This window comes from Pleionea sediminis, assembly GCF_007570825.1.
GTDB classification, from domain to species: Bacteria; Pseudomonadota; Gammaproteobacteria; order Enterobacterales; family Kangiellaceae; genus Pleionea; species Pleionea sediminis.
In genome coordinates, this window is sequence record NZ_SUNB01000002.1 from 221,037 (window position 1) to 242,676 (window position 21,640).

A 21,640-nucleotide genomic window follows, 5' to 3' on the forward strand; every position below is an offset into this window, starting at 1 on the left:
CAAACATTGAAGCTTGATTGAATAATCTATACTTTAGAAAGACACATTGAGTTATGGATGAGTATCATGAATCGGCTGATTTTGCTTTTGTTAGTAAGCTGGATCACTTTATTCTCGGGCGCAAGCGAAAAAAATGACACCGTTATTGTACTTAATGTTCATGGCGCAATAGGCCCGGCAACTGCCGACTATATTCAAAAAGGGCTCTTAAAAGCCAATCATTTTTCAGCGAGTTTGGTCGTGTTAAAAATGGATACACCTGGCGGCCTCGATTTCTCGATGAGAGATATCATTCAATCCATTTTAGATTCTAATGTCCCTGTCGCCACTTACGTTTCTCCCAGTGGTGCTCGAGCGGCCAGTGCAGGCACTTACATTCTTTACGCCAGCCATGTCGCTGCCATGGCACCTGCTACCAATTTAGGTTCGGCAACCCCCGTCTCTATCGGTAGCAATCCTGTCAATCCAGACGAGAAATCTGAGGAGAAAGAAACCAAACCCGACAATATGCGTCAAAAAGTCGTTAACGATGCGATTGGCTATATTCGAGGTTTAGCGCAATTGCGTAATCGAAATGAAGAATGGGCGATAAAAGCGGTTCAAGAAGCAGCCAATTTACCCGCTAACGACGCTTTAGAAAAAAAGGTCATCGACTTAATAGCTCCCAACATCAAATCACTAATGGAACAAGTCGATGGTCGAGCAGTCACTGTGCAAGAGAAAACACACACAATAAAACTTAGCAATCCAGTATTAGTCACTTATGAGCCCGACTGGAAAAATGAAATCTTATCCGTCATCACAAGCCCAAACGTTGCTTATATACTTCTGATGGTTGGTATTTGGGGCATCATTCTTGAGTTTTATCAACCGGGCGGGTTTGTTGCTGGAATAACTGGCGCGATATGTTTATTTATAGCCGCTTATGCACTTCAGATGCTACCCATTAATTATGCGGCAGCCGGTCTCATTTTATTGGGCATTGGTTTAATCATTGCTGAAGCTTACGCGCCCAGTTTCGGTGCATTAGGATTGGGAGGATTGATCGCATTAATCGTCGGTTCATTTTTATTGATCGATACCGAAATGCCCTATTATCAAATATCGACAGCACTCATTATTGGTTTCGGGTTCGCAACAGGATTAATTACAGCGGGTATCATTTATCTCGCACTTCGATCAACCAAACAACCCTTAGTGAGTGGCGTTGATGAGCTATTGTCTTCCGAAGCCAGTGCGGTCGAAAGTTTTACTGGTAAAGGTCGCGTTTATTTAAGAGGAGAAATTTGGCAAGCAGTGAGCCAAACTCCAATTACCAAAGGACAAGCACTCAAAGTCGTATCTGTTGATGGCTTAACCGTAACCGTAACTCCTAAGGAGAATTAAGTGGCTACACAAGCATTTTTTATTATTGCAGGTATCTTTCTTGTTATTTTGTTCAGTGCATTTCGTATTCTACGAGAGTACGAGCGTGGTGTAATCTTTATGCTCGGTCGCTTTTATAAAGTGAAAGGACCGGGACTCATCATTGTTATCCCCGTTCTGCAACAAATGGTCAAAGTCGATATGCGTACCGTTGTTATGGACGTACCCACACAAGATGTTATCTCTCAAGATAACGTGTCAGTCAAGGTAAATGCCGTTCTTTATTTTCGCGTCATCGATTCACAAAAGGCTATCATCAACGTTGAAAACTTTTTTGACGCTACCAGCCAACTCGCACAAACGACGTTGCGCTCCGTTTTAGGACAACACGAACTGGACGAAATGCTCGCGTCTCGAGACAAGCTCAATGAAGACATACAAAATATTCTTGATAAACAAACGGATGGCTGGGGAATTAAAGTATCGAACGTCGAAATTAAGCACGTCGATCTTGATGAAAGTATGATTCGTGCAATTGCAAAACAAGCAGAAGCTGAACGAGAACGGCGTGCCAAGGTAATTCATGCTGAAGGCGAACTGCAGGCTTCAGAAAAACTTTTAGAAGCCGCAAAAAAACTGTCACAACAGCAAGAAGCAATTCAGTTAAGATATTTAAGCACACTATCATCTATTGCTGGTGACAAAACATCAACGATTGTCTTTCCATTGCCAATCGATATTATGAACAAACTATCAAAATAACTTTTTATTGAGTAGCCTCTTCTGGAAAAGGGCCTGTCAGTACTGATAGGCTCTTTATTTGGAAATTTGATTGAACGATTTCACAGCTTTGTAATTAATTGATTTGACGATTACTCAATTTATCATTTAACTCAGCATCTCCATCCTTAATATCAGCAACATCAATTTCTCCTTCACCTATCTTGTCTATCGTTTCTGTTTCTAACTCAAGTTTTTTTAATAGTCGTGTCGCTTTTAACCACTGCTGAGTCATTCTTAATTGCTTAGCTAGAAACTCTAGCGCATTGGCTAAACCATGAAATGAAATATTTCCTGCGACTGATTCAGATAATAAACTCGCTTTTGCTTCATCGTGTTTACTTTGAGATTCTCGTAAACTGTGCTCGACATCCAGCGAATATGGCCGATTAAATACGCTTATAATAAAAGACTCAAAGCTCTTGGTACTATTCAGTTCAGAAACTCCGAGCTCGCTCAGTTGCTTTTTTTGTTCACTGGTTAACACAAGGTTATTAGCACAACTCAATAAATATTCATCCACTCGCATGAGTATGAGCAACTGACTTGCTGTTTCTTGAGAAATGGTGTTTCTTTCGATGTGCACAATAAACCGAGATATTTCAGCCGATAAATGCTTTATAATTTCTTGCTGACTATAAACATAAGGTAAAGCAATCTTTTCTTTTGAACTACAAACATTTGTCAGTTCTAATACTCGCTTTGCCATTGAGCGAAGCTCTAAAATCAAAGCATTAACGGCAAGTACTGGTGTATTAACCAATGTTTTATCAAGATACTTCAATTTGGAGGGCTCAGATTGATAACTCACAAATCGAGACTCCAAAAAATTGGCTAATCGATTGTTCACCGGCAAAATAATTAATACTCCAAGAATATTAAAGACGGTATGGAATAGTGCTAACGCAACACTTGGCTCAGTCGATAAATAAAATAACTGACTAAAACCATGTATAAACATAAACATGACTGGAAATAACAATAAGGCAATCATACCCGTAGAAACATTAAAAAGTACTTGAGCGAGAGCCACTCGTTTTGCATTGGGTGTTGCACCGATCGTCGCAATAATAGCGGTTGATGTCGTTCCAACATTGGCGCCAATCACCATCGAAGCAGCAGCATCAATATGAATAACTCCCGCTGTTGATGCTGTAATAGTCAACGCAATGGACGCACTCGATGACTGAGTAACCACCGTCATCACAATGCCAACGAAAAGAAACATTAACACACCTTGAAAACCATCAGCAGAAACTTGCGATAACTCAAAATTTACCGCTAATGTTTCAAACGCTCCTTTTAATATATCAATGCCTAAAAAGAATAATCCAAAACCAGCAATGGCCAATCCAATGGAAGGAAACTTCCCCTCCTTATTCACCATCCTGATAAACATGCCAATACCAATTAACGGTAAAGCAATCGCGTGTATATCAACTTTTAATCCCGTTAAAACAACAAGCCAACCGGTAATCGTTGTTCCAACATTAGAACCATAAACAACCCCCAGCGCTTGCCTGACAGTCAACAAGCCAGCATTAACAAAGCCAATCGTCGCTACCGTTACCGCACTAGAAGATTGAACAATTGCCGTCATTAAAAAGCCAGAAAACACTCCCCGCCTTGCAGAGCTAGTCCAAACAGCGAGTAAGGCTCTTAGTGATGATCCTGCCGCTTGCTTTAGGCCATCTGTCATCATACTCACAGCTAGAATAAAAACGCCGAGCCCACCAATAACCGCTATCAATGTACTCATATCAAAAAATTAGACACCTTTGATCACACCCCACAGTATAAATTGAAAAACAGAGGTAACATCGTCAAGTCAATGCAGTAAAACTTAATCTCTACTTATAAATGTAGTCGATATCAAGTCAAAAAGAGTCGCAAAAAGAGGAAGTAATTAACAAAGATTAGCTTTAACCAGCAGGAATATTAAAGTTAACCAAAAAACTAATTAACAATCATCAGTTTATTGGCGCTCTCAAATTTTTCCTTGATTTTTATTGGTTATGACACTCAAAAATTAAAGCCGAATGACTCAATGAATCAATAAATTGCTAGGAATGTTCTTAATACACCGACTATAACTGATATCAATAATAGATAAATCAATGGGACTTTATTCTTTCTCAATAATAGCAATCCTATAATTGCAATTAACAAATCAAAAGAATCATCCACCGCATTGACTAGTATGGGTTGATAAAAGGCTGCAGCCAAAAGACCGACAACTGCCGCGTTAATTCCATTGATTGCTCCTGCAATTAATGGCTTTTTCGACCATTCTTTCCATTGATGCCTTACTCCAAGAATCAACAGAAAGCCCGGTAAAAAAATAGCCAGTGTTGCAACCAAAGCACCAATCCATGGATTATCAACATGAACAATCGCTCCTAAATAGGTAGCTAGAGTAAACATTGGACCGGGAACACCCTGAGCTGCTGCGTACCCCGTAATAAATTGCTCTGAAGAAATCGTATCGCCCATACTTTGTTGCAGCAATGGAAGCACAACATGTCCACCGCCAAACACCAAGCTCCCCGATTGATAAAACTGAGAGAATATTGAAAGAAGCTGAGGATAGTCGAAAGCGAGAGAAATTAAACTGAAGGAAAATAAAATAAGGAATAAAACCAGCCAAAGTTTTGAACTCAGATAAGCATTCTTCGTTATCAAACCACTCTTTGCGTTAATTCGTTCGTCTACTGAACGCGACGATCCAACTTTTGGTTGAGCCCAAATCGCTCCAACACCTGCCATTAGGAGAAGCAAGAGCAATTGAATCCATAAACTGGGAAACAGAAGTAATGCCGCAGTCGTTACAATGGTCAAACCAATTAACAAACGCGTTTGACAAAATGTTCTCGCCATTGATATTACGGCGTCAGCCACAACGATCACTGCTAATAATTTTAAGCCACTAACGACCCCAGTATAAATTGAACTATCCGTAAAGTGAGACTGATAAACAGCCAATATCGCCATTAAAATAAATGAAGGTAAAGTAAACCCTAAGAATGCGAGAATACCTCCAGCCAAACCACCGCGATGCAGTCCAATAGCAAATCCTGTTTGACTCGATCCTGGCCCAGGTAATATCTGACTTAAAGCAACAATCTGAGAGTAATCATCTTCAGATAACCACTTAAGCTCTTGGACAAATAACTTATGAAAATACCCAAGATGTGCTGCCGGCCCGCCGAAACTTGTGCAGCCTAAAATTAAAAAGCGAGAGAATATTGAGAAGTAGATTTGCATAGTTATTTTTATTTTAAGGACAATGCTGAGAAGCGATAAATAGTTTTAACCTATTTTAAATCCATTCATAAAAATAAAAAACACAATTCATGAAACCAGTCCCTAAATTCAAATGAAACTTTTAAGACAAATAACAGCTCAGCTATCAAACATACTGAGCTGTTTAAGAAGACTAGAAGTAATAATTAGTGCTGATGTTTGTGAGCTTCCTCATCAACCCAACGAACATGGGTGATATGACGAATACCATTCGCGTCAACTCGAATAAATGTCTCTAAATTACCGCGACGACCTAAGGAAACACCCCAACCAATAGCACTATTGTTGCCAAGCTCACCTTTATTACATCCTTTTCCGGGAGGTGAGTTACAACCGCCATCACCTCCGTCACCGCCGTCTCCACCATCATTACCGCCAGAGGAATAAGAGTTATAACTATCAGTATGTTGATACATGGTTTCTAACTGTTCGTAATCGTGCGCATTGGGATATTCGTACGGAGGATCTTGATAATCCATACAGGAAAACAACGATTGATTATCGAAAATCTCATCCTGATGACCGAGCCCAACATTATGACCCAACTCCTGACAAGTAACGCTTAACTTCCAATTGTCTGAGTTGTAATAATCCCAACTAAAGTAGGTGTCGTTCATTTTTGTATAACCCGAAATAATATGACCATTCGAGTCTAAAGAGATGCCGGCAATCCCGAGCCAACCTGTTTGGCCATACTCCAAGTTACAAATACGAATTTGCCCATCAGGTGCGCGACACTGTCGACGATCCTTCTTACTGGTTGAACCACTTGCTTCAGTCATATTAAGTACTGCAGAGTTCGACCAATCGGCAACAGCCTGTGTCACAAAGGGATCCCAGTCATTTGTGGTACTATTAACAACAATTAGATCGAAAGAAGATGTGGTTCGAGCCCAATGATAGGAACTCCATGAGTGATCGGCAATTGTCGGAAGACTCGCGAAAAAAGCGACCAAAAGAAATTTAGACTTCATATTTAACCTCCTGTACAACAGTATGATGTCTTTATTTCATTCTAGGATATTCACTGGCAATTCGTCATTTCCTGTTGAGTGTATTTTGGTATTAACGAATCAATGGTTGTTCGTTATGAATATAAAGGCTCATTCATGTTAATCCATTATCATCAGCGAACCGAAAGTAATTTCACAATTGGGATAGTACAGCATTCAGATCAGTTTATTTTCGCGTATTAATATCTAGATAACGACTCAATCTTAAAGGTTCATGACTTCCCTTCACATACACCTCTGCCCTAATGGTGAACTCCCCCCAAGCCGCAGTACGCAATTCAAAATTGGATTTAGAATCAGTCACTTCTCGTACAGGATTCCGGAAAGTTTTATGCAAAAAATAAACAACCTTCTCAACTTGCGACAATGCTTTCGTGTTGTAAGGATCGAGAGAAACGACGATGCGATAATAATCTCGTCCATTTTTGACTTTTAAAAATCGCGAGGTGTGAACTAATTGTAATTTTTCAATCGGATTATTATCGATGCTTTGTTCAATTTTCTGCTCTTTCTCAATTAACTCTGGAGCAGCCGATACTTCAACACCATCATCAATCATTTCTTCCGGCTCAGGATCATCCGGTAACTGTGGCGCCGATCCTAAATTGATACCGCCAGGTCCAACATTGAATGGACTTCCTTTTTCAATGCGCACTTTTACAGCCTCTAGAATTTCGTCAAACCGACTGCGAAATTTATAAATAACAACAGTGATAAAAATAGGCCAGATAAGCGATTGCATTAATGGTATCCATTCTTTCACAGCAACCTCCATTTAACGATTGGTGTTTTTTAAAATAAGATACTTTGTATTTGTCAATCTCTCAAGCAATTACCAAAAAAGTGATTCAAAACAGTTCTTTTAATCGCACTTACCAATGTTTATCCATTCGTCTGCTTCAATTAATAAAATTATTGATACGCTTTTGCACGCAACCAATGATCACACATAACCAATGCCGCCATCGCTTCAACGATCGGCACGGCGCGTGGTAAGACACAAGGATCGTGTCGCCCTTTTGCTTTAAACGTCGTTGGATTTCCTTCGACATCAACAGTATTTTGATCTTGAATAATTGTCGCGGTCGGTTTAAAAGCTACGCGAAAAATAATGGGCATACCATTGCTAATACCACCTTGTACTCCGCCAGAAAAATTCGATGATGTTTTAACGTTGCCGTTATCATTGATGAAAGGATCATTATGCTGCGAACCCAACAGTTGAGTGCCTGCAAATCCACTTCCAATTTCAAATCCTTTACTGGCATTTATGCTTAGCATAGCTTTCGCCAAATCGGCTTCCAGCTTATCAAATATCGGCTCTCCAAAACCCACAGGAACTTGTTTAATCACACACTCGACAACACCGCCGGTTGAATCGCCTAGTTTGCGCACCTGCTCAATATGCTTAATCATTTGCTCTGCCACCGTAGCATCGGGGCAACGTACTGGATTTGCTTCAACAGACGCTAAAGTTACATCAAGCGGATCACAATGGGTTTCCAGCTCACCAATTGATCTCACGAAACTAATAATCTCCAGTCCACATGCTTCTTTTAATAATTTTTGTGCAATGGCACCTGCTGCTACCGTTGGTGCAGTCACACGAGCCGAACTACGGCCACCGCCGGCCACATCACGAATGCCGTATTTTTGCTGGTAAGTAAAATCAGCATGACTGGGGCGATAAAGCTTAGCCATTTCGGAATAATCTTTGGAACGTTGATCGGTATTATGTATGATTAAACTTATGGGTGTACCTGTCGTTTTACCTTCAATAGTTCCCGACAAAATTTCAATACGATCGGCTTCTTTTCGTTGTGTCACAATTTTACTTTGGCCTGGACGACGACGATCTAACGCCGGCTGAAGATCATTTTCAGATAACTCCAATCCAGCGGGACAACCTTCAACTACACCACCGATGGCTTTTCCATGCGACTCACCCCAGTTAGTAAATCGAAATAATTGACCAAACGTGTCACCTGCCATACTAAATATTTCCTGACTTAAAGTGTTTTTATAAAATGTTTTATAGCTGCCAACCAGCAAACTAAAGAATCGTTGAATCAATACCAATTTCGGCCAACTTGTCAAAGTAGTTGGGAAAGGATTTACTCACCACATTGGCATCATTGATTATAACATTTGGAATGCGACTGCCCACTAACGCTAAACTCATCGCCATTCGATGATCGTCATAAGTATCAACATCAGTTCCTGATAATTGAGCTCCACCCGTTACAGCCAAATAATCGGAGCCAAATTCGACATTTGCTCCCAGTTTTTGCAATTCTGTCGCGGTGTCAACGATACGGTCCGACTCTTTATACGCCAGATGTGCAATATTACGCATAATTGTAGTGCCTTCAGCAAAACAAGCGACAGCCGCCATAGTTTGAACCACATCAGGCATTTCGCCCATGTCATAATCGACGGCAATTAATGATCCAAGTCGACTCACTGATAACGATTCACCTTTTCGCTCAATCAAACATCCCATCGCTTCTAGCACCTTACAAAACTGAGCCTCACCTTGTAGCGAATCAAAATCGAAGGTTTCTAGTGCTATTCGACCACCGTTGATAGCGGCAGCGGCCATAAAATAAGAACTACTCACAGGATCGGGAGGAATAATCAGAGACTTGCCTTGATACGATGATTGCTTTTCAATCCGATATTGCCTTCCTTCTTTATTCACTCGAATACCAAATTGACGCATTAAGTCCACTGTCATATCAATGTACTGAGTCGAAACTTCTTCACCCACAAGCTCTAACACAAACTCGTGATTTAATCGTGGCGCCATTAAAAGTAGTGCGCTGATGTATTGACTACTTTTACTCCCATCAACCTTACAGTGATAATTTGTAACCGGACCAGTGATATTGGCGGGCAATTGGCCATTCGGCGAATCTATCGCAACGCCCAATTGCTCTAGTGCATCAAATAGTTCAGCCATGGGTCGACTGTTCATCTTCTCAGAGCCAACAACTCTGACCAAATGACTTTCAAGAGCGGCTACAGCAGTAACAAAGCGTGAAAAAGTGCCGCTATGAGCGGTAAAAACCTCGGTTGGTCGGTTGAGTGCGTGACTTCTTGGCTGAGACATAACCGAATCGCCTGAGCGCTCCAGGTGATATTTTAGACGTGATAATCCGTCGATTGCAGCATTAATATCGTCATTGTCGACAACATTGCTCAATCGAACATCATTTTCTGCCAAAGCAGCAATAACCACTAACCGGTTAGCAAGATACTTGCTACCTGGTAGCGTTAAAGAAGCATCTATTTGATTGGTAGGTTCAATTCTTCTTTTCATTCGCAAAGAGACACCTTTATGTATATACAACCATCACTAAAAAACCTATGAATTATATCTCAACAAAGACCAAGACCGCTATTTTAATAGGTTTACAATAAAACAGTTGACAAACAAGAGCCCAAAATGGCACTATACAACCCATGAAAACGACAGACGTAGCAATCACACATTCTCATCACCATCATCCTTTCGGGTGACGGTGCTTCTGTTTATGCAATAAATTAATAAATTAACAGTAAAGCCCCGTTTACAACAGTACTCGGGGCTTTTTCTTTATGCGTTAAAGAAATATTGAATTAAAAAATTGAGGAAATGACAATGACTTTAAAATTGGTTTTACCGAAAGGCCGCATCAATACCAAGGTAATACAACTCCTTAATGATGTTGGCATCACATTAGTAGGTGACGATCGAAATTACCGCCCAACCGCTTATGGCTTTGATCTTGAAGTTAAACTTCTCAAAAGCCAAAACATCCCTTCGCTTGTTGAGCTAGGCCAACACGATTTAGGTTTTGCCGGTCTTGACTGGATGTACGAACGACGCAGCGATGTCGAAGTCATCAAAGACCTAGGTTTTGATCCAGTCAAAATCGTTGCGTGCATTCCAGAAGAATGGGATTGGAACGAAGTAAAGCAACGTAAGGTTATCGTTGCCTCAGAATACAAACGTATCGCAACCGATTATCTCGACAAAAATGGCTTCGACTACCAATTACTACGTAGCTATGGTGCAACGGAAGTTTTCCCACCAGAAGACGCCGACATGATCATTGATAACACCAGCACAGGGACAACCATTCGCGCTAACCGACTAAAAATTGTCGATACAGTGATGGAAAGCTCAACTCAATTTATTGCCAACAAAGAGGCTTTAAAGGATCCAGGTAAACGGCAAGATATCGACAATTTGCTAACCTTAATGCAAGCCGTACTTAATGGACGCGAACGTGTTTTGCTTGAGATGAACTGCACCAATGACAATGTTGAAGCTATTGTTGATTTATTACCTGCAATGCGTTCACCAACGGTAAGTCGTTTGTATAACGAAGAAGGATTTGCGGTTAAGGCAGCAGTCCCGAAAAAAGCAATACAAAATTTAATTCCTGCTTTAATTCAAGCAGGCGCTACCGATATTTTAGAAACTCCGATACGAAAATCACTGTAATAGAAAAGGCAATAGAGCAATGTTGAAACTCGACTTTAATGAACGCAGTGACTTCCCGGGACAATGGCTTAAAGAAGTTTCGTTAGATTTGGAAATTCTTTGGCGTTATCCAAGCCGTCAGCAACTTGAATCAAAAATAGCAGAGCACTATGGCTTGCAATCCGATCAAGTGTTTTGCTCAAATGGTGGTGATGAAGCTATCTACTTGTTAATGCGTTACATCAAAGAGCGAAACATTAATGATCACCAAGGAGCGATGATCTTGCCTTTGCCGGCATTCAGTCAATACACTTGGGGCATTGATAGCTGGAGAGTCGATAATCTACAAATTGAACCCAATAGCGATCTAACGATTAATTGGGACGCCGTTGAACAAGCTGTTTGTGATAATACGAACGCTGTATTAGTATTGACCAGCCCTAATAATCCAACCGGTGAAACTGTAGATAGAACGTTACTATTAAAATTACTTGAGCAAGCTCAAATCAATAACACATTGGTTTTTCTCGATGAAGCCTATATCGAATTTAGCAACGAGGAAAGTGCGATTGATTTAATTAGTCGTTTCGATAACTTAGTCATACTAAGAACACTATCTAAAGCCTATGGATTAGCGGGAATTCGCCTCGGCTATTTATTGGGCCAGCCATCAATTATTAGTGAGTTTACTCAACGAGCTATGCCATTCAATGTGCCTGCACCCTCATTGTCGGTTGCATCTATGGCTTTTGACGCCCAAGCGCAACAAGACAAAGATAACTACACCGCTACAATTAAGTGTAATCGAACAAGATTAACAAACTGGCTTAAAGAAGTTGGTGTCAACTTTATTCCTGCAGAAGGAAACTTTATTTGTCTCCGTTTAAAACCACAGCAAGCGAAACTACTCACACAGTATTTAAAACGTCAAACGATCTTAGTTCGTAACTTTACCGAAAGTTATCTAAACGGATGTGTTCGTATCACTATTCCTTACCAGTTGGAAAAATTAATGACCGCATTAAAAAACGTTTTCCAACCCGATATTCTATGTTTCGATATGGATGGTGTTTTAATCGACACATCAACGAGCTACGATAATGCTATTAAAGCGACGGTGAAAGAATTTACCGGAAAGAGCATATCCGATGACGATATTAATCGATTACGTTCACAAGGCGGTTTCAATAACGACTGGGTTTTGTCTAAAGCTTTAATTAGCGAAAACAACCAAGAAATTGATTTATCAACGGTCATCGAGTGCTTTCAAGGTTATTATCTCGGCAAAGAAAACGACGGTTTTATTGCCAATGAAACCATCTTAGTCTCCGAGGAACTATCGAAATCTTTAGAGACACGTCAACAAACCATTGGCATCGTTACCGGTCGTCCTGGAGCTGAAGCTCTTATCGGCCAAGCTAATATTGCAGAGCGGTTTTCATATTGGGAAAATGCTTTTCGAATGAGTGATGATGATGTTGAAAAGAGTAAGCCCGATCCGGAAGGCATTATTCAACTTAAACGACAGAATAAAGCTATGTCCAGTTGGATGGTTGGTGACACACCAGATGATATAAAAGCAGCACTGGGCAGTGACTCTCTGGCTATAGGCATCGGCTTAGAAAATGAGAATGCTCTTTTGGATGCAGGCGCAGATTTGGTTGTGGATAGCGTTAATGACTTAATTGATTTATTCATCACACAGCCCACTATTTAAATTTAAGGCATTCACTTATGACACAGTCTAACGATTCACTAATAACCATCGAGCGCAAGACGAAAGAAACCAATATTGCCTTAACATTAAATGTTGATGGCCAACAACAATTGACCATTGATACGGGCATTGGCTTTCTTGATCACATGCTCACAGCATTGGCAAGTCATGCACGCTGGGATCTCAAACTTAAGGTTACGGGAGATCTCGACGTTGACGATCATCACACTGTTGAAGATGTCGCGATTGTTTTGGGTCAGGCATTACAGCAAGCTTGGCGCCAACGAGGTGGTATTCAGCGCTACGGTCAGCGATTATTGCCAATGGATGAAGCACTGATTTTATGTGCTGTTGATCTCTCTGGTCGTGCTTACTATGTTGGAGAACTTGAATTTACTCGAGAAATTTTAGGTGGAATTAGCACCGAAATGTTCGAACACTTTTTTTACACATTGGCAATGCAAGCGCAAATCACTCTGCATATAAAACCAATGACATTTCGAAACAATCACCATTTAATCGAAGGTTGCTTCAAAGCATTAGCTTACGCATTAAAAGAAGCCCTTGTTAAAACAAATGATGAATCTTCGACAAAAGGTGTGCTGTAAGCACCATTAAAGAGTTTTTAAGTGAATTAATTATGAACCAAGCGATTACTATTATCGATACCAAAGCCGGTAATTTATTCAGCCTCAAAGCGAGCTTAGAGCGCATCGGTCGAACGGCTATCATTGCCCAAACTCCGGATGATATTCAAGGTGACCAATTAGTTATTCCCGGCCAAGGTCACTTTGGAAGCGTGATGAAAAATCTTTCAATCAACGGTTGGCTCAATTTTTTAAATCATTGGCGAGAGAACAACAAACCGTTGTTGGGAATTTGTGTTGGCATGCAAATATTTTTTGAAGCGAGTGAAGAAGCGCCTGGAACCTCTGGACTTGGCTGGTTCAAAGGAACCGCACAAAAGTTAAATTTCCCCAAACAGCCTATGGTGGGATGGGCGAAAATACAATCGACAGAACTGCCCGAGGGAATTCCCTATTTTGTTAATAGTTATGCAATAAGAGAGTCAGAACAATGTATCGCTACAACCAACTACGGAGAAACATTTTGCGCCGCCGTCAAGGACAACAATGTAGTTGGTTTTCAGTTTCATCCAGAAAAATCAAGCCAGTACGGCCAAAGTTTGATGGCTTCAGTGCTGAACAATGGTTAGAGAAACTGAATATACGCCTGAATGAATTAGAGAAATCCTATGACTGAAAAAATGAATCAATTAACCGCCCGAATTATTCCTTGTCTAGATGTCGATAATGGTCGAGTCGTCAAAGGAACCAACTTTGTGAATTTACGTGACATGGGCGATCCTGTTGAGTTAGCAATAGATTATGAACAACAAGGTGCTGATGAAATTGTTTTTTTAGATATATCGGCCAGTTCCGACAACCGTCCAACAGCTTTAAAAAACGTCACCGAAATTGCAAAAAATTTAAGTATTCCTTTTACAGTTGGTGGTGGTTTAAAAACTATCGATGACGTCAAAGCATTTTTAGATGCAGGAGCAGATAAAATCGCACTTAACACGACGGCAGTGACTCATCCGGAAATCATCGATCAAGTAGCGACTGATTATGGTAGCCAGTGTGTGGTTGTTGCCATTGATGTCAATCAAGAAAATAACAAGCGGGTTATTTACATCCACGGTGGACGAACGCGAGTTGAGAAAAGTTTCAACAACTGGGTTAGAGAAGTTGAACAACGCGGTGCTGGAGAAATATTGCTGACTTGTATGCACAAAGATGGAACAGGAAGTGGCTTTGATAATCGACTCACAGGGGAAGTAGCAACAAATAGCAAAATCCAAGTAATTGCTTCAGGAGGTGCTAAAAATGAACAACACTTTCTCGAAGCGTTTCAGGCAGGAGCTGACGCCTGCTTAGCTGCAGGCATGTTTCATAGTCGTGACTACACCATTAGTCAGGTGAAAAAATATTTAAACGCGAATGGTATAAACGTTCGTATATAGTTAATAAAGATTTCGACAATAAGGTGTTTCAATTATGTTAATTCCATCCATCGACTTAATGGACGGCAAAGCAGTTCAATTAAAACAAGGCAAAGAAAAAGTTTTAGAGCGTGAAGATGTTTTCGAGTTACTAGAAGAGTTTTCTTTATACGGTGAAGTTGCCATTATTGACCTTGATGCAGCACTCGGAAAAGGAAGCAATGAGTCTTTAATTATAGAACTATTAAAGAAACGTCCATGTCGAGTGGGCGGTGGTATTCGTGACTTGGAAACCGCTCAAAAATACATTAAAGCGGGTGCTACTAAAATAATTATTGGCACAAAATGTCGCGATGACTGGGTTAAAAAACTACCACGAGAAAGTTTAATATTTGCCATCGATGCAAAAGGTGATTATTGGTCAACCTCAGGTTGGCAAGAAACAGAGTCTGTCAAAGTTTTGGACCTCATCCCAGAGCTCGCTAAAAACTGCTCTGAATTTTTATACACACAAGTGGAAAAAGAGGGCTTGCTGCAAGGATTGGATCGCGAGCGCATTGAAGGCGTTTTAAAAGCATCCAAAGTGCCTGTCACCATCGCGGGTGGCATTTCAACACTCGATGACATTATTTGGTTTACGCAATTTGGGGCTAGTGGACAAATAGGCATGTCGATTTATACCGGAGTCTTGAATCTAAACGATTGCTTTTTGGCACAGCTCGATTTCGAAAAATCGCCTCTTATTCCAACTATTGTTCAAGATGTTGAAACGAATAAAGTATTGATGCTCGCTTATTCAAACCGAGACTCTTTAATACAAGCGTTAACAAAACGAACAGGCGTCTATTGGAGTCGCAGTCGTGAATCTTTATGGGAAAAAGGTCTAACCTCAGGTCACATCCAACAACTGGTTAATGTTGACTTTGACTGCGATGGAGATACTTTATTATTTAAAGTCAAACAAACCGGTTCCGCTTGTCACTTTAACCGCTACAGTTGCTTTTCCAGCGAGCGAAATGAGTTTTCATTAGATCGACTTGAGAAGTTATTAAGTCAGCGAAAAGAGCAATTACCGGAAAAATCTTTTTCAACCAAGCTATTTCAGTCAGCAGAATTACGGGCAGAAAAAATTAAAGAAGAAGCTGAAGAGTTGATCGAAGCGGAAACCTTTGAAGAAGTCCGCTGGGAAGCTGCCGACCTGATATTTTTTGCCTTAACCGATGCATTGGCAAAGGGTGTTTCTATTACCGACATAACCCATGAACTGCGCAGCCGGTTTAATGATAGAGAAATAAAGTAAATACTCTTATTTCCAGATAGTGTTAAGAGTAAAGTGAGAGTTGAATCAATGATAATTAAAGCGAAAGACTGGCAAAGACCCGAATTATCGAATGAACAATCGATACAAGATACCGTTCAAAAAATGCTGTCTGACATTAAAAAAAATGGTGATACCGCCATCGATAAATACGCACAACAATTTGATAGCGAATCTCCCAGAGAAATTGAACTAAAGCCATTTGATGAATATGAATTAGAACCAGAGTTAAAAGCAGCGATTCGTCACGCAGCAAAGCGAATCAAACGTTTTGCTCGCTTTCAAAGTCAAACACTCACTAGCCAACAATTCAGTGATGAATGTGGCGAATTTGGGCAAGTTATCACACCGATTGAACGAGCGGGCTGTTACATTCCAGGCGGTCGATTTCCACTTATTTCGACGGCATTGATGACTTTAATTCCAGCGAAAGTTGCTGGCTGTCAACAACGCATTGCCGTTTCGCCATCGGCGCACCCTGCTTTGCTTGCAGCTGCTTCACTCGCTGGCGCAACTCAGTTTTTTCAAATTGGAGGTGTTCAGGCCATTGCTGCTTTGGCGTTTGGTTACTCTTCAATAGATCCGGTTGATATTATCGTCGGGCCTGGTAATGCTTACGTCAACGAAGCTAAAGCTCAATTGCAACGTAAGATTAAAATTGATGGCTTAGCCGGTCCCAGCGAAATGTTAGCATTGTGCGATAATAACCAACCGATTGAATGGTTAGCCTTGGATGCTCTTGCTCAATCTGAACACGATCCTGTGGCCTTATCTGTTTTGGTGAGCGATAGCGAACAATGGCTAAAAGAGGTTGAACAATTTCTAAAGTCAAACAACAAGTATCAAGCACTCATCGACAATCAGCAAATTGCCTTAATCTTGGCAGAGAATGTTGAGGAGATGATCAACGTAAGTGAAGCTTTTGCTCCGGAGCACTTAATGCTTTGCGATAAACGCATTGATGCTAAGCAATTAAAGCAGTTCGGCTCACTCTTTGTCGGTGCCAACAGTGCAGTCGCCATGGGCGATTACTGTTCAGGGCCCAATCACACGCTCCCGACTATTGGCTACGCCCGGCAATCCGGAGGATTAAACGTTCAAACCTTCTTAAAAATTCAAACGATACAAACAGTTAGTGACAACGGTCGCAAAGAACTTGCCAAGTTAGCCATGCCCATCGCTAATGAAGAGGGTTTAACTTTCCACTATGAAAGTTTAAAAATAAGGGGTGGGACGTAATCCAACCGGGGCTTTTCGAATTCATATCCTTGTCAAAGCCCCTGTTTTTCATGCATTTACTCGTCGTAATTCTACAGTATCCTCTTTCAATAAAGGACTTTGATTAAACCTCCTACTTTTACTAAATAGCTCTCGCATTTGCTTGTTTTTTAAGTAAAAGATAGCCTCTCAAACTAAGAAAAGTGGTCTATACTGACCTATACATTGCAAATTAACCGCTCGTAATGAGATTCCATTTGAGCTCTGTAACTTTTCGACTCACATTAACAGCCCTGATATTTCTCCTTGGCAGTAGCAATAGTCATTCCAATGCTTATGCCGTCCCTGAGCTTGTGGTTAAAAGATTGCCCGAAAATTCAACTTATCGAACGACTTACATTTATCACATTACGCAATTGAGTTCTGGCTTCCTATTATTTTGCACTCAATCGGGAGCTCAACTGTACGATGGTTACCAGTTTATACCCTTGAAAATACAGAGTGATAATAAAGAGTCTTCACCGTTGGATGTGGCCGTTCACTCCGCTATCGAAGATTCCAATAAAGACGTATGGTTAGCAACCAATGTTGGGTTGTTTAAATACAGCAGCGAAACAGCTGAATTAGAAAAAATTGACTTTAAATCGAATGGTGTTTTGAATATAGATATCAGAGAAATCATTCAAGATAAAAATGGAAATCTTTGGCTAGGCACATTAAATGGAGTTATAAAGTACAATCCTCAAACTAAAGAATCAAAAGGTTATTCACGCAAAGTCGTCAATGACAAATTGGTTCCTTCCGGTAAAGTTCTGACTCTTTTAGAGCACAAAAATAAAGTCTGGGTTGGAACCAACGGTGGTTTGTTTTATGTCGAATTAGACAAACCCGAGAGTAATGAACTAGTCCCTCATATGACAGACGTCTACATCACCTCTTCCGATATAATTGATGAAGACACACTTTGGTTTGGAACAGATCAATTAGGAATCTACAAATACGACACGAATACCGAAACAGCAGAAGTGCATGAAAGCTCCCTCGAAACACCACTCGAGCTAAAAACAAAAAGTGTTTGGTATGTTTATAAGGCGCCTTCAGGTAGAATCTGGATTGGCTACTGGGACAAAGGAATAACAGTTTATGATCCTGTTACAAAACTCCAATTTTCATTAGAACATCGCCCGTCTGATAATAGCGCTTTACCTGGCGATACGGTGGAAATGATTACAGCAGACCATACAGGAGCCGTGTGGATAACTACATCTAATGGCGCTGCCATATTTAATCCACAAACAATAACATTTCAACGACTAAGGCAAATTGCCGATCACCCAAATAGTTTAAGCAGTGGCAATGTTGCTTCTATTACAGAAGACAAAGAAGGCATTGCTTGGATAGGTACCAGCCAAGGTTTGGAAAAGTGGGATACCATCACCAATCATGTCAACCCGATAAAAATTACAACAAAAGAAGGTAAACCTCTCAATACCAATACAATTTGGCGACTCGATAGCATCGACGACGACTATTTGATTTTAATAACCGATGCAGGAGCTTTAAAGTTTAATAAAAACTCCAACCAAGCTGAGTGGTTATCGCCCAATACCTTAGGAAAAATACCTTTTTACAGCCTTGCAAAATTACCTAACGAAAATTTTTTAATATCCAGTAGCGCAGCAAGAATATTCTTAGTCGATGCCAAGAAAGAACACTCACGTTTGATATACGATGCTTCACAACATTCAATTACCAGCCATATCGAATACTTTAATATTATACTAAACACCACCAACGAGACGGTATGGCTGGGCAGCCCAACAGGTTTATATCAAGTAACGTTTGAAAATAATTATTCAATAATTAAAGAAATAAAACATTACTTTCGGTCTCAAATCATCCATGACTTACAGCTTGACTCGAAGAATAATATTTGGGTTGCAACAGCCAACAATGGAATTCATGTCATTCCGATTAATAATCCCAATGAAATTCTAAAAACAATTACCGTAGAAGATGGCTTGCCCTCAAATAACGTGTTAGACCTTATTTTTCAAGACAACCAACTCTGGTTTTCGACCAACGAACTTATAGGACAAATCGATGCAGAATCTTATAAGTTACAAATTTATCCACAAGTAAGCAGTAAGAGTTTGCGTTTTATTGAGAATTGCAGCTGGCTAACACCCAATGATTTTTTATACCTTTGCGGAACAGAAATTATTGGCTTTGACCCGCAAATTTTAAGCTTTATTGATGAGCACTACCCTATTCGGCTTACCAAAGTTGAAAGAATGCACAAACCCGACACTCGATTTAAACCTCTAGCCGATGTGCCAGAACTGGAATTTTTCCCAGATGACAGTTTGCTTACTTTCCATTTTAGTCAGCTAGACTATTTAACGTCAGACTTGCTCCATTACGAGTATAAACTTCAGGGGTACGATAAAAACTGGCTTAGCCCAAAGAATATCAATCGCGCGAGCTACACTCATCTTCCCGATGGTAGCTACCAATTAAAAGTACGATCAACCAACCAGCTCGGTGAGTGGTCTAAAGCCAAAACAATCTTAAATATAAAAATGCATCCACCCTGGTGGAAAACAAGCCTTGCTAAGTTTATTTATCTGGTTCTAGCAGTGACAACCATTGTATTAATTTATTGTGCGCGTCGTTCTAAGCGTCGACAGGAACTTGCTGCGATGGAGGCTATCAAGCGAAGTGAAGAAAACTTAAGAGATGTTCTTTGGGGAAGCGGTGACCAATATTGGCGTTGGGATTTAAAAACCAACTTAATTCATCGAACGTCAAAACTTAAGCTTAATGAAATCCCTAAAGAAGAATGCATCCAATCAAATGATCTTTTTGATCGCATTCACCCAGAAGATCAATCCTTAGTTGATGAGATGATTGTGCAACATATAAATGGGCACTGTGAACATTATGAAGCACAATTTAGAATTCTCGATAAGGATGATAAGACCTGGCACTGGGTGCTGTCTCGCGGTCGAATAGTCGAGAGAGATGAAAATGACAAACCAGCAATGATAGCAGGGACAACGAAAGACATTAATGAGCTTAAATTAACCGAAGACCGATTACGACACCTCGCAAACTTTGATCAATTGACCGAATTGCCCAATCGTTCCATGTTTCATGAGCAAATGAAACATGCGCTCAGTCTCGCCAAACGTTTTAATGACAAAATCGCACTCATCTTTTTTGATCTAAACAGCTTTAAGATGATCAACGATTCAATGGGACATGCTACTGGTGATCAGTTGTTACAAGCTGTCGCACATCGATTAAGAAATATTTTACGAGATACAGATAATACGGCCCGACTGGGCGGTGACGAGTTTACAATAATTTTAGAACGAGTTGCCGATCACGACGACATCATTAGAACCATAAATCGATTGATTGAGGAAATGTCGCAACCTTTCGACTTAACGATTCAATCAGTAATCACCTCTGTTAGCATTGGCGTTTCAATTTACCCGGAAGATGGCAAAACGACGGATGAGTTATTGAAACATGCTGATATTGCCATGTATGAAGCGAAGAGAAACCCAGATGTTGATTACTGCTTTTATCATAAAGATATGAACGCATCGCTTGTGCACCGCATGGGAATCGAAAGAGACTTAGAGAACGCAATCGCCAATGATGAATTTAAAACTTACTTTCAACCCAGAGTTGATGTTAAAAGTAATACGATTAGCGGTTTCGAAGCGCTCATTCGCTGGATACATCCAGAAAAAGGATTAGTTTCTCCCGGCGATTTCATACCGGTTGCAGAAGAGAGCGGGAAAATTATTTATTTGGGCAGTTGGATATTATTTGATGCCTGTAAACAATGTTCCAAATGGCACAATGAAGGACACCACGTTAATGTATCGGTGAATATTGCAGCAATGCAATTTCAACAATCAGATCTCATAAACATTGTAGAGCAAGCCATTAAATCGGCTAAAATACCTCCTGAGAGTTTGGAGTTAGAAATTACAGAAGGAACTCTAATTCGAAATCTCGAGCACACACGCAGAGTGCTTTACGACTTAAAACGCATTGGAGTTAAAATCGCTTTAGATGATTTTGGAACAGGTTACTCCTCGCTGGCTTATTTACAACAGTTGCCGATTGACGTTTTGAAAATTGATCGATCGTTTATAATACAACTTAGTCAAACTAAGAAATCCGCAATGCTTTGTAAAGCAATCATTAATATGGCACACAGTCTCGATATTGAAGTCGTAGCAGAAGGTGTTGAAACTGAGGAGCAATTGGAGTTTATTCGAGAGTCAATGTGCGAAGAATATCAGGGATTTCTATTTGGTAAACCACAGCCAATAGAGGAAATCAAATATACTCCGCAACAATATTGGAAAAAGGATCATTAATTCAAACTTTACTGCTTTAATATATCCCCCTTCGAAACGTCTAGAAG

Annotated in this window: 16 protein-coding genes; 10 read left to right on the forward strand and 6 right to left on the reverse strand. The window is 40.3% G+C overall.

Features of this window, described 5'->3' with window-relative positions; all coding sequences use genetic code 11:
• The first annotated feature begins 66 nt into the window (after positions 1-66).
• Together FAX86_RS10875 and FAX86_RS10880 are read left to right on the forward strand one after the other, a co-directional pair.
• Positions 67-1,386: an NfeD family protein gene (locus tag FAX86_RS10875; protein ID WP_144393444.1), complete on the forward strand. Its 1,320-nt coding sequence runs from the start codon at positions 67-69 to the stop codon at positions 1,384-1,386.
• Positions 1,387-2,127, forward strand: coding sequence for a slipin family protein (locus FAX86_RS10880; protein ID WP_144393445.1), 741 nt, complete (start codon positions 1,387-1,389; stop codon positions 2,125-2,127). It begins immediately after the preceding gene.
• 94 nt (positions 2,128-2,221) lie between these two features.
• Here the strand turns inward: FAX86_RS10880 and FAX86_RS10885 are convergent, their stop codons facing one another.
• The 6 genes from FAX86_RS10885 to aroA form a co-directional block, all read right to left on the reverse strand.
• Positions 2,222-3,904, reverse strand: a complete 1,683-nt coding sequence (locus FAX86_RS10885) for a Na/Pi cotransporter family protein (protein ID WP_144393446.1) — start codon at positions 3,902-3,904, stop codon at positions 2,222-2,224.
• A 293-nt stretch (positions 3,905-4,197) separates the two neighbouring features.
• Entirely contained in the window at positions 4,198-5,409 is a 1,212-nt protein-coding gene (gene chrA, locus FAX86_RS10890; protein WP_144393447.1) for a chromate efflux transporter, read from the reverse strand.
• A 185-nt stretch (positions 5,410-5,594) separates the two neighbouring features.
• Positions 5,595-6,422 carry a zinc metalloprotease gene (locus FAX86_RS10895; protein ID WP_144393448.1) on the reverse strand — a complete coding sequence of 276 codons (828 nt, stop codon included), beginning with the start codon at positions 6,420-6,422 and terminating at the stop codon, positions 5,595-5,597.
• Positions 6,423-6,627: 205 nt separating this feature from the next.
• Positions 6,628-7,224 carry a pYEATS domain-containing protein gene (locus FAX86_RS10900; protein ID WP_164503544.1) on the reverse strand — a complete coding sequence of 199 codons (597 nt, stop codon included), beginning with the start codon at positions 7,222-7,224 and terminating at the stop codon, positions 6,628-6,630.
• 149 nt (positions 7,225-7,373) lie between these two features.
• Positions 7,374-8,453: a chorismate synthase gene (gene aroC, locus FAX86_RS10905; protein ID WP_144393450.1), complete on the reverse strand. Its 1,080-nt coding sequence runs from the start codon at positions 8,451-8,453 to the stop codon at positions 7,374-7,376.
• Positions 8,454-8,514: 61 nt separating this feature from the next.
• Positions 8,515-9,783, reverse strand: coding sequence for a 3-phosphoshikimate 1-carboxyvinyltransferase (gene aroA, locus FAX86_RS10910; protein WP_144393451.1), 1,269 nt, complete (start codon positions 9,781-9,783; stop codon positions 8,515-8,517).
• Between the two features lie 321 nt (positions 9,784-10,104).
• On the opposite strand from aroA, the gene hisG reads away from it, so the two are divergent.
• The 8 genes from hisG (at position 10,105) to FAX86_RS10950 (ending at position 21,593) form a co-directional block, all read left to right on the forward strand.
• Positions 10,105-10,953, forward strand: a complete 849-nt coding sequence (hisG, locus tag FAX86_RS10915; RefSeq protein ID WP_144393452.1) for an ATP phosphoribosyltransferase — start codon at positions 10,105-10,107, stop codon at positions 10,951-10,953.
• Positions 10,954-10,972: 19 nt separating this feature from the next.
• Positions 10,973-12,649 (forward strand): aminotransferase class I/II-fold pyridoxal phosphate-dependent enzyme, encoded by a 1,677-nt coding sequence (locus tag FAX86_RS10920; protein WP_144393453.1) that lies wholly within the window; start codon positions 10,973-10,975, stop codon positions 12,647-12,649.
• 17 nt (positions 12,650-12,666) lie between these two features.
• Positions 12,667-13,257, forward strand: coding sequence for an imidazoleglycerol-phosphate dehydratase HisB (gene hisB / locus FAX86_RS10925; RefSeq protein ID WP_144393454.1), 591 nt, complete (start codon positions 12,667-12,669; stop codon positions 13,255-13,257).
• Between the two features lie 32 nt (positions 13,258-13,289).
• Positions 13,290-13,865: an imidazole glycerol phosphate synthase subunit HisH gene (gene hisH / locus FAX86_RS10930; RefSeq protein ID WP_144393455.1), complete on the forward strand. Its 576-nt coding sequence runs from the start codon at positions 13,290-13,292 to the stop codon at positions 13,863-13,865.
• A gap of 39 nt (positions 13,866-13,904) precedes the next feature.
• Positions 13,905-14,675: an imidazole glycerol phosphate synthase subunit HisF gene (hisF, locus tag FAX86_RS10935; RefSeq protein WP_144393456.1), complete on the forward strand. Its 771-nt coding sequence runs from the start codon at positions 13,905-13,907 to the stop codon at positions 14,673-14,675.
• 34 nt (positions 14,676-14,709) lie between these two features.
• A complete protein-coding gene (gene hisI / locus FAX86_RS10940) occupies positions 14,710-15,954 on the forward strand; it encodes a phosphoribosyl-AMP cyclohydrolase (protein WP_144393457.1) in 1,245 nt (414 codons plus the stop codon).
• Positions 15,955-16,002: 48 nt separating this feature from the next.
• Positions 16,003-17,211 (forward strand): histidinol dehydrogenase, encoded by a 1,209-nt coding sequence (gene hisD / locus FAX86_RS10945; RefSeq protein WP_246128579.1) that lies wholly within the window; start codon positions 16,003-16,005, stop codon positions 17,209-17,211.
• Positions 17,212-17,447: 236 nt separating this feature from the next.
• A complete protein-coding gene (locus FAX86_RS10950; RefSeq protein WP_164503545.1) occupies positions 17,448-21,593 on the forward strand; it encodes an EAL domain-containing protein in 4,146 nt (1,381 codons plus the stop codon).
• The last annotated feature ends 47 nt before the right edge of the window (positions 21,594-21,640 follow it).

What these genes read in the sequence shown, in the direction of transcription:
- hisD (WP_246128579.1), top strand. Translation starts at nt 16,003, where the DNA reads ATGATAATTAAAGCGAAAGACTGGCAAAGACCCGAATTATCGAATGAA.
- hisB (WP_144393454.1), top strand. Translation starts at nt 12,667, where the DNA reads ATGACACAGTCTAACGATTCACTAATAACCATCGAGCGCAAGACGAAA.
- hisF (WP_144393456.1), top strand. Translation starts at nt 13,905, where the DNA reads ATGACTGAAAAAATGAATCAATTAACCGCCCGAATTATTCCTTGTCTA.
- FAX86_RS10920 (WP_144393453.1), top strand. Translation starts at nt 10,973, where the DNA reads ATGTTGAAACTCGACTTTAATGAACGCAGTGACTTCCCGGGACAATGG.
- FAX86_RS10885 (WP_144393446.1), bottom strand. Translation starts at nt 3,904, where the DNA reads ATGAGTACATTGATAGCGGTTATTGGTGGGCTCGGCGTTTTTATTCTA.
- FAX86_RS10895 (WP_144393448.1), bottom strand. Translation starts at nt 6,422, where the DNA reads ATGAAGTCTAAATTTCTTTTGGTCGCTTTTTTCGCGAGTCTTCCGACA.
- hisI (WP_144393457.1), top strand. Translation starts at nt 14,710, where the DNA reads ATGTTAATTCCATCCATCGACTTAATGGACGGCAAAGCAGTTCAATTA.
- chrA (WP_144393447.1), bottom strand. Translation starts at nt 5,409, where the DNA reads ATGCAAATCTACTTCTCAATATTCTCTCGCTTTTTAATTTTAGGCTGC.
- aroA (WP_144393451.1), bottom strand. Translation starts at nt 9,783, where the DNA reads ATGAAAAGAAGAATTGAACCTACCAATCAAATAGATGCTTCTTTAACG.
- hisG (WP_144393452.1), top strand. Translation starts at nt 10,105, where the DNA reads ATGACTTTAAAATTGGTTTTACCGAAAGGCCGCATCAATACCAAGGTA.
- aroC (WP_144393450.1), bottom strand. Translation starts at nt 8,453, where the DNA reads ATGGCAGGTGACACGTTTGGTCAATTATTTCGATTTACTAACTGGGGT.
- hisH (WP_144393455.1), top strand. Translation starts at nt 13,290, where the DNA reads ATGAACCAAGCGATTACTATTATCGATACCAAAGCCGGTAATTTATTC.
- FAX86_RS10875 (WP_144393444.1), top strand. Translation starts at nt 67, where the DNA reads ATGAATCGGCTGATTTTGCTTTTGTTAGTAAGCTGGATCACTTTATTC.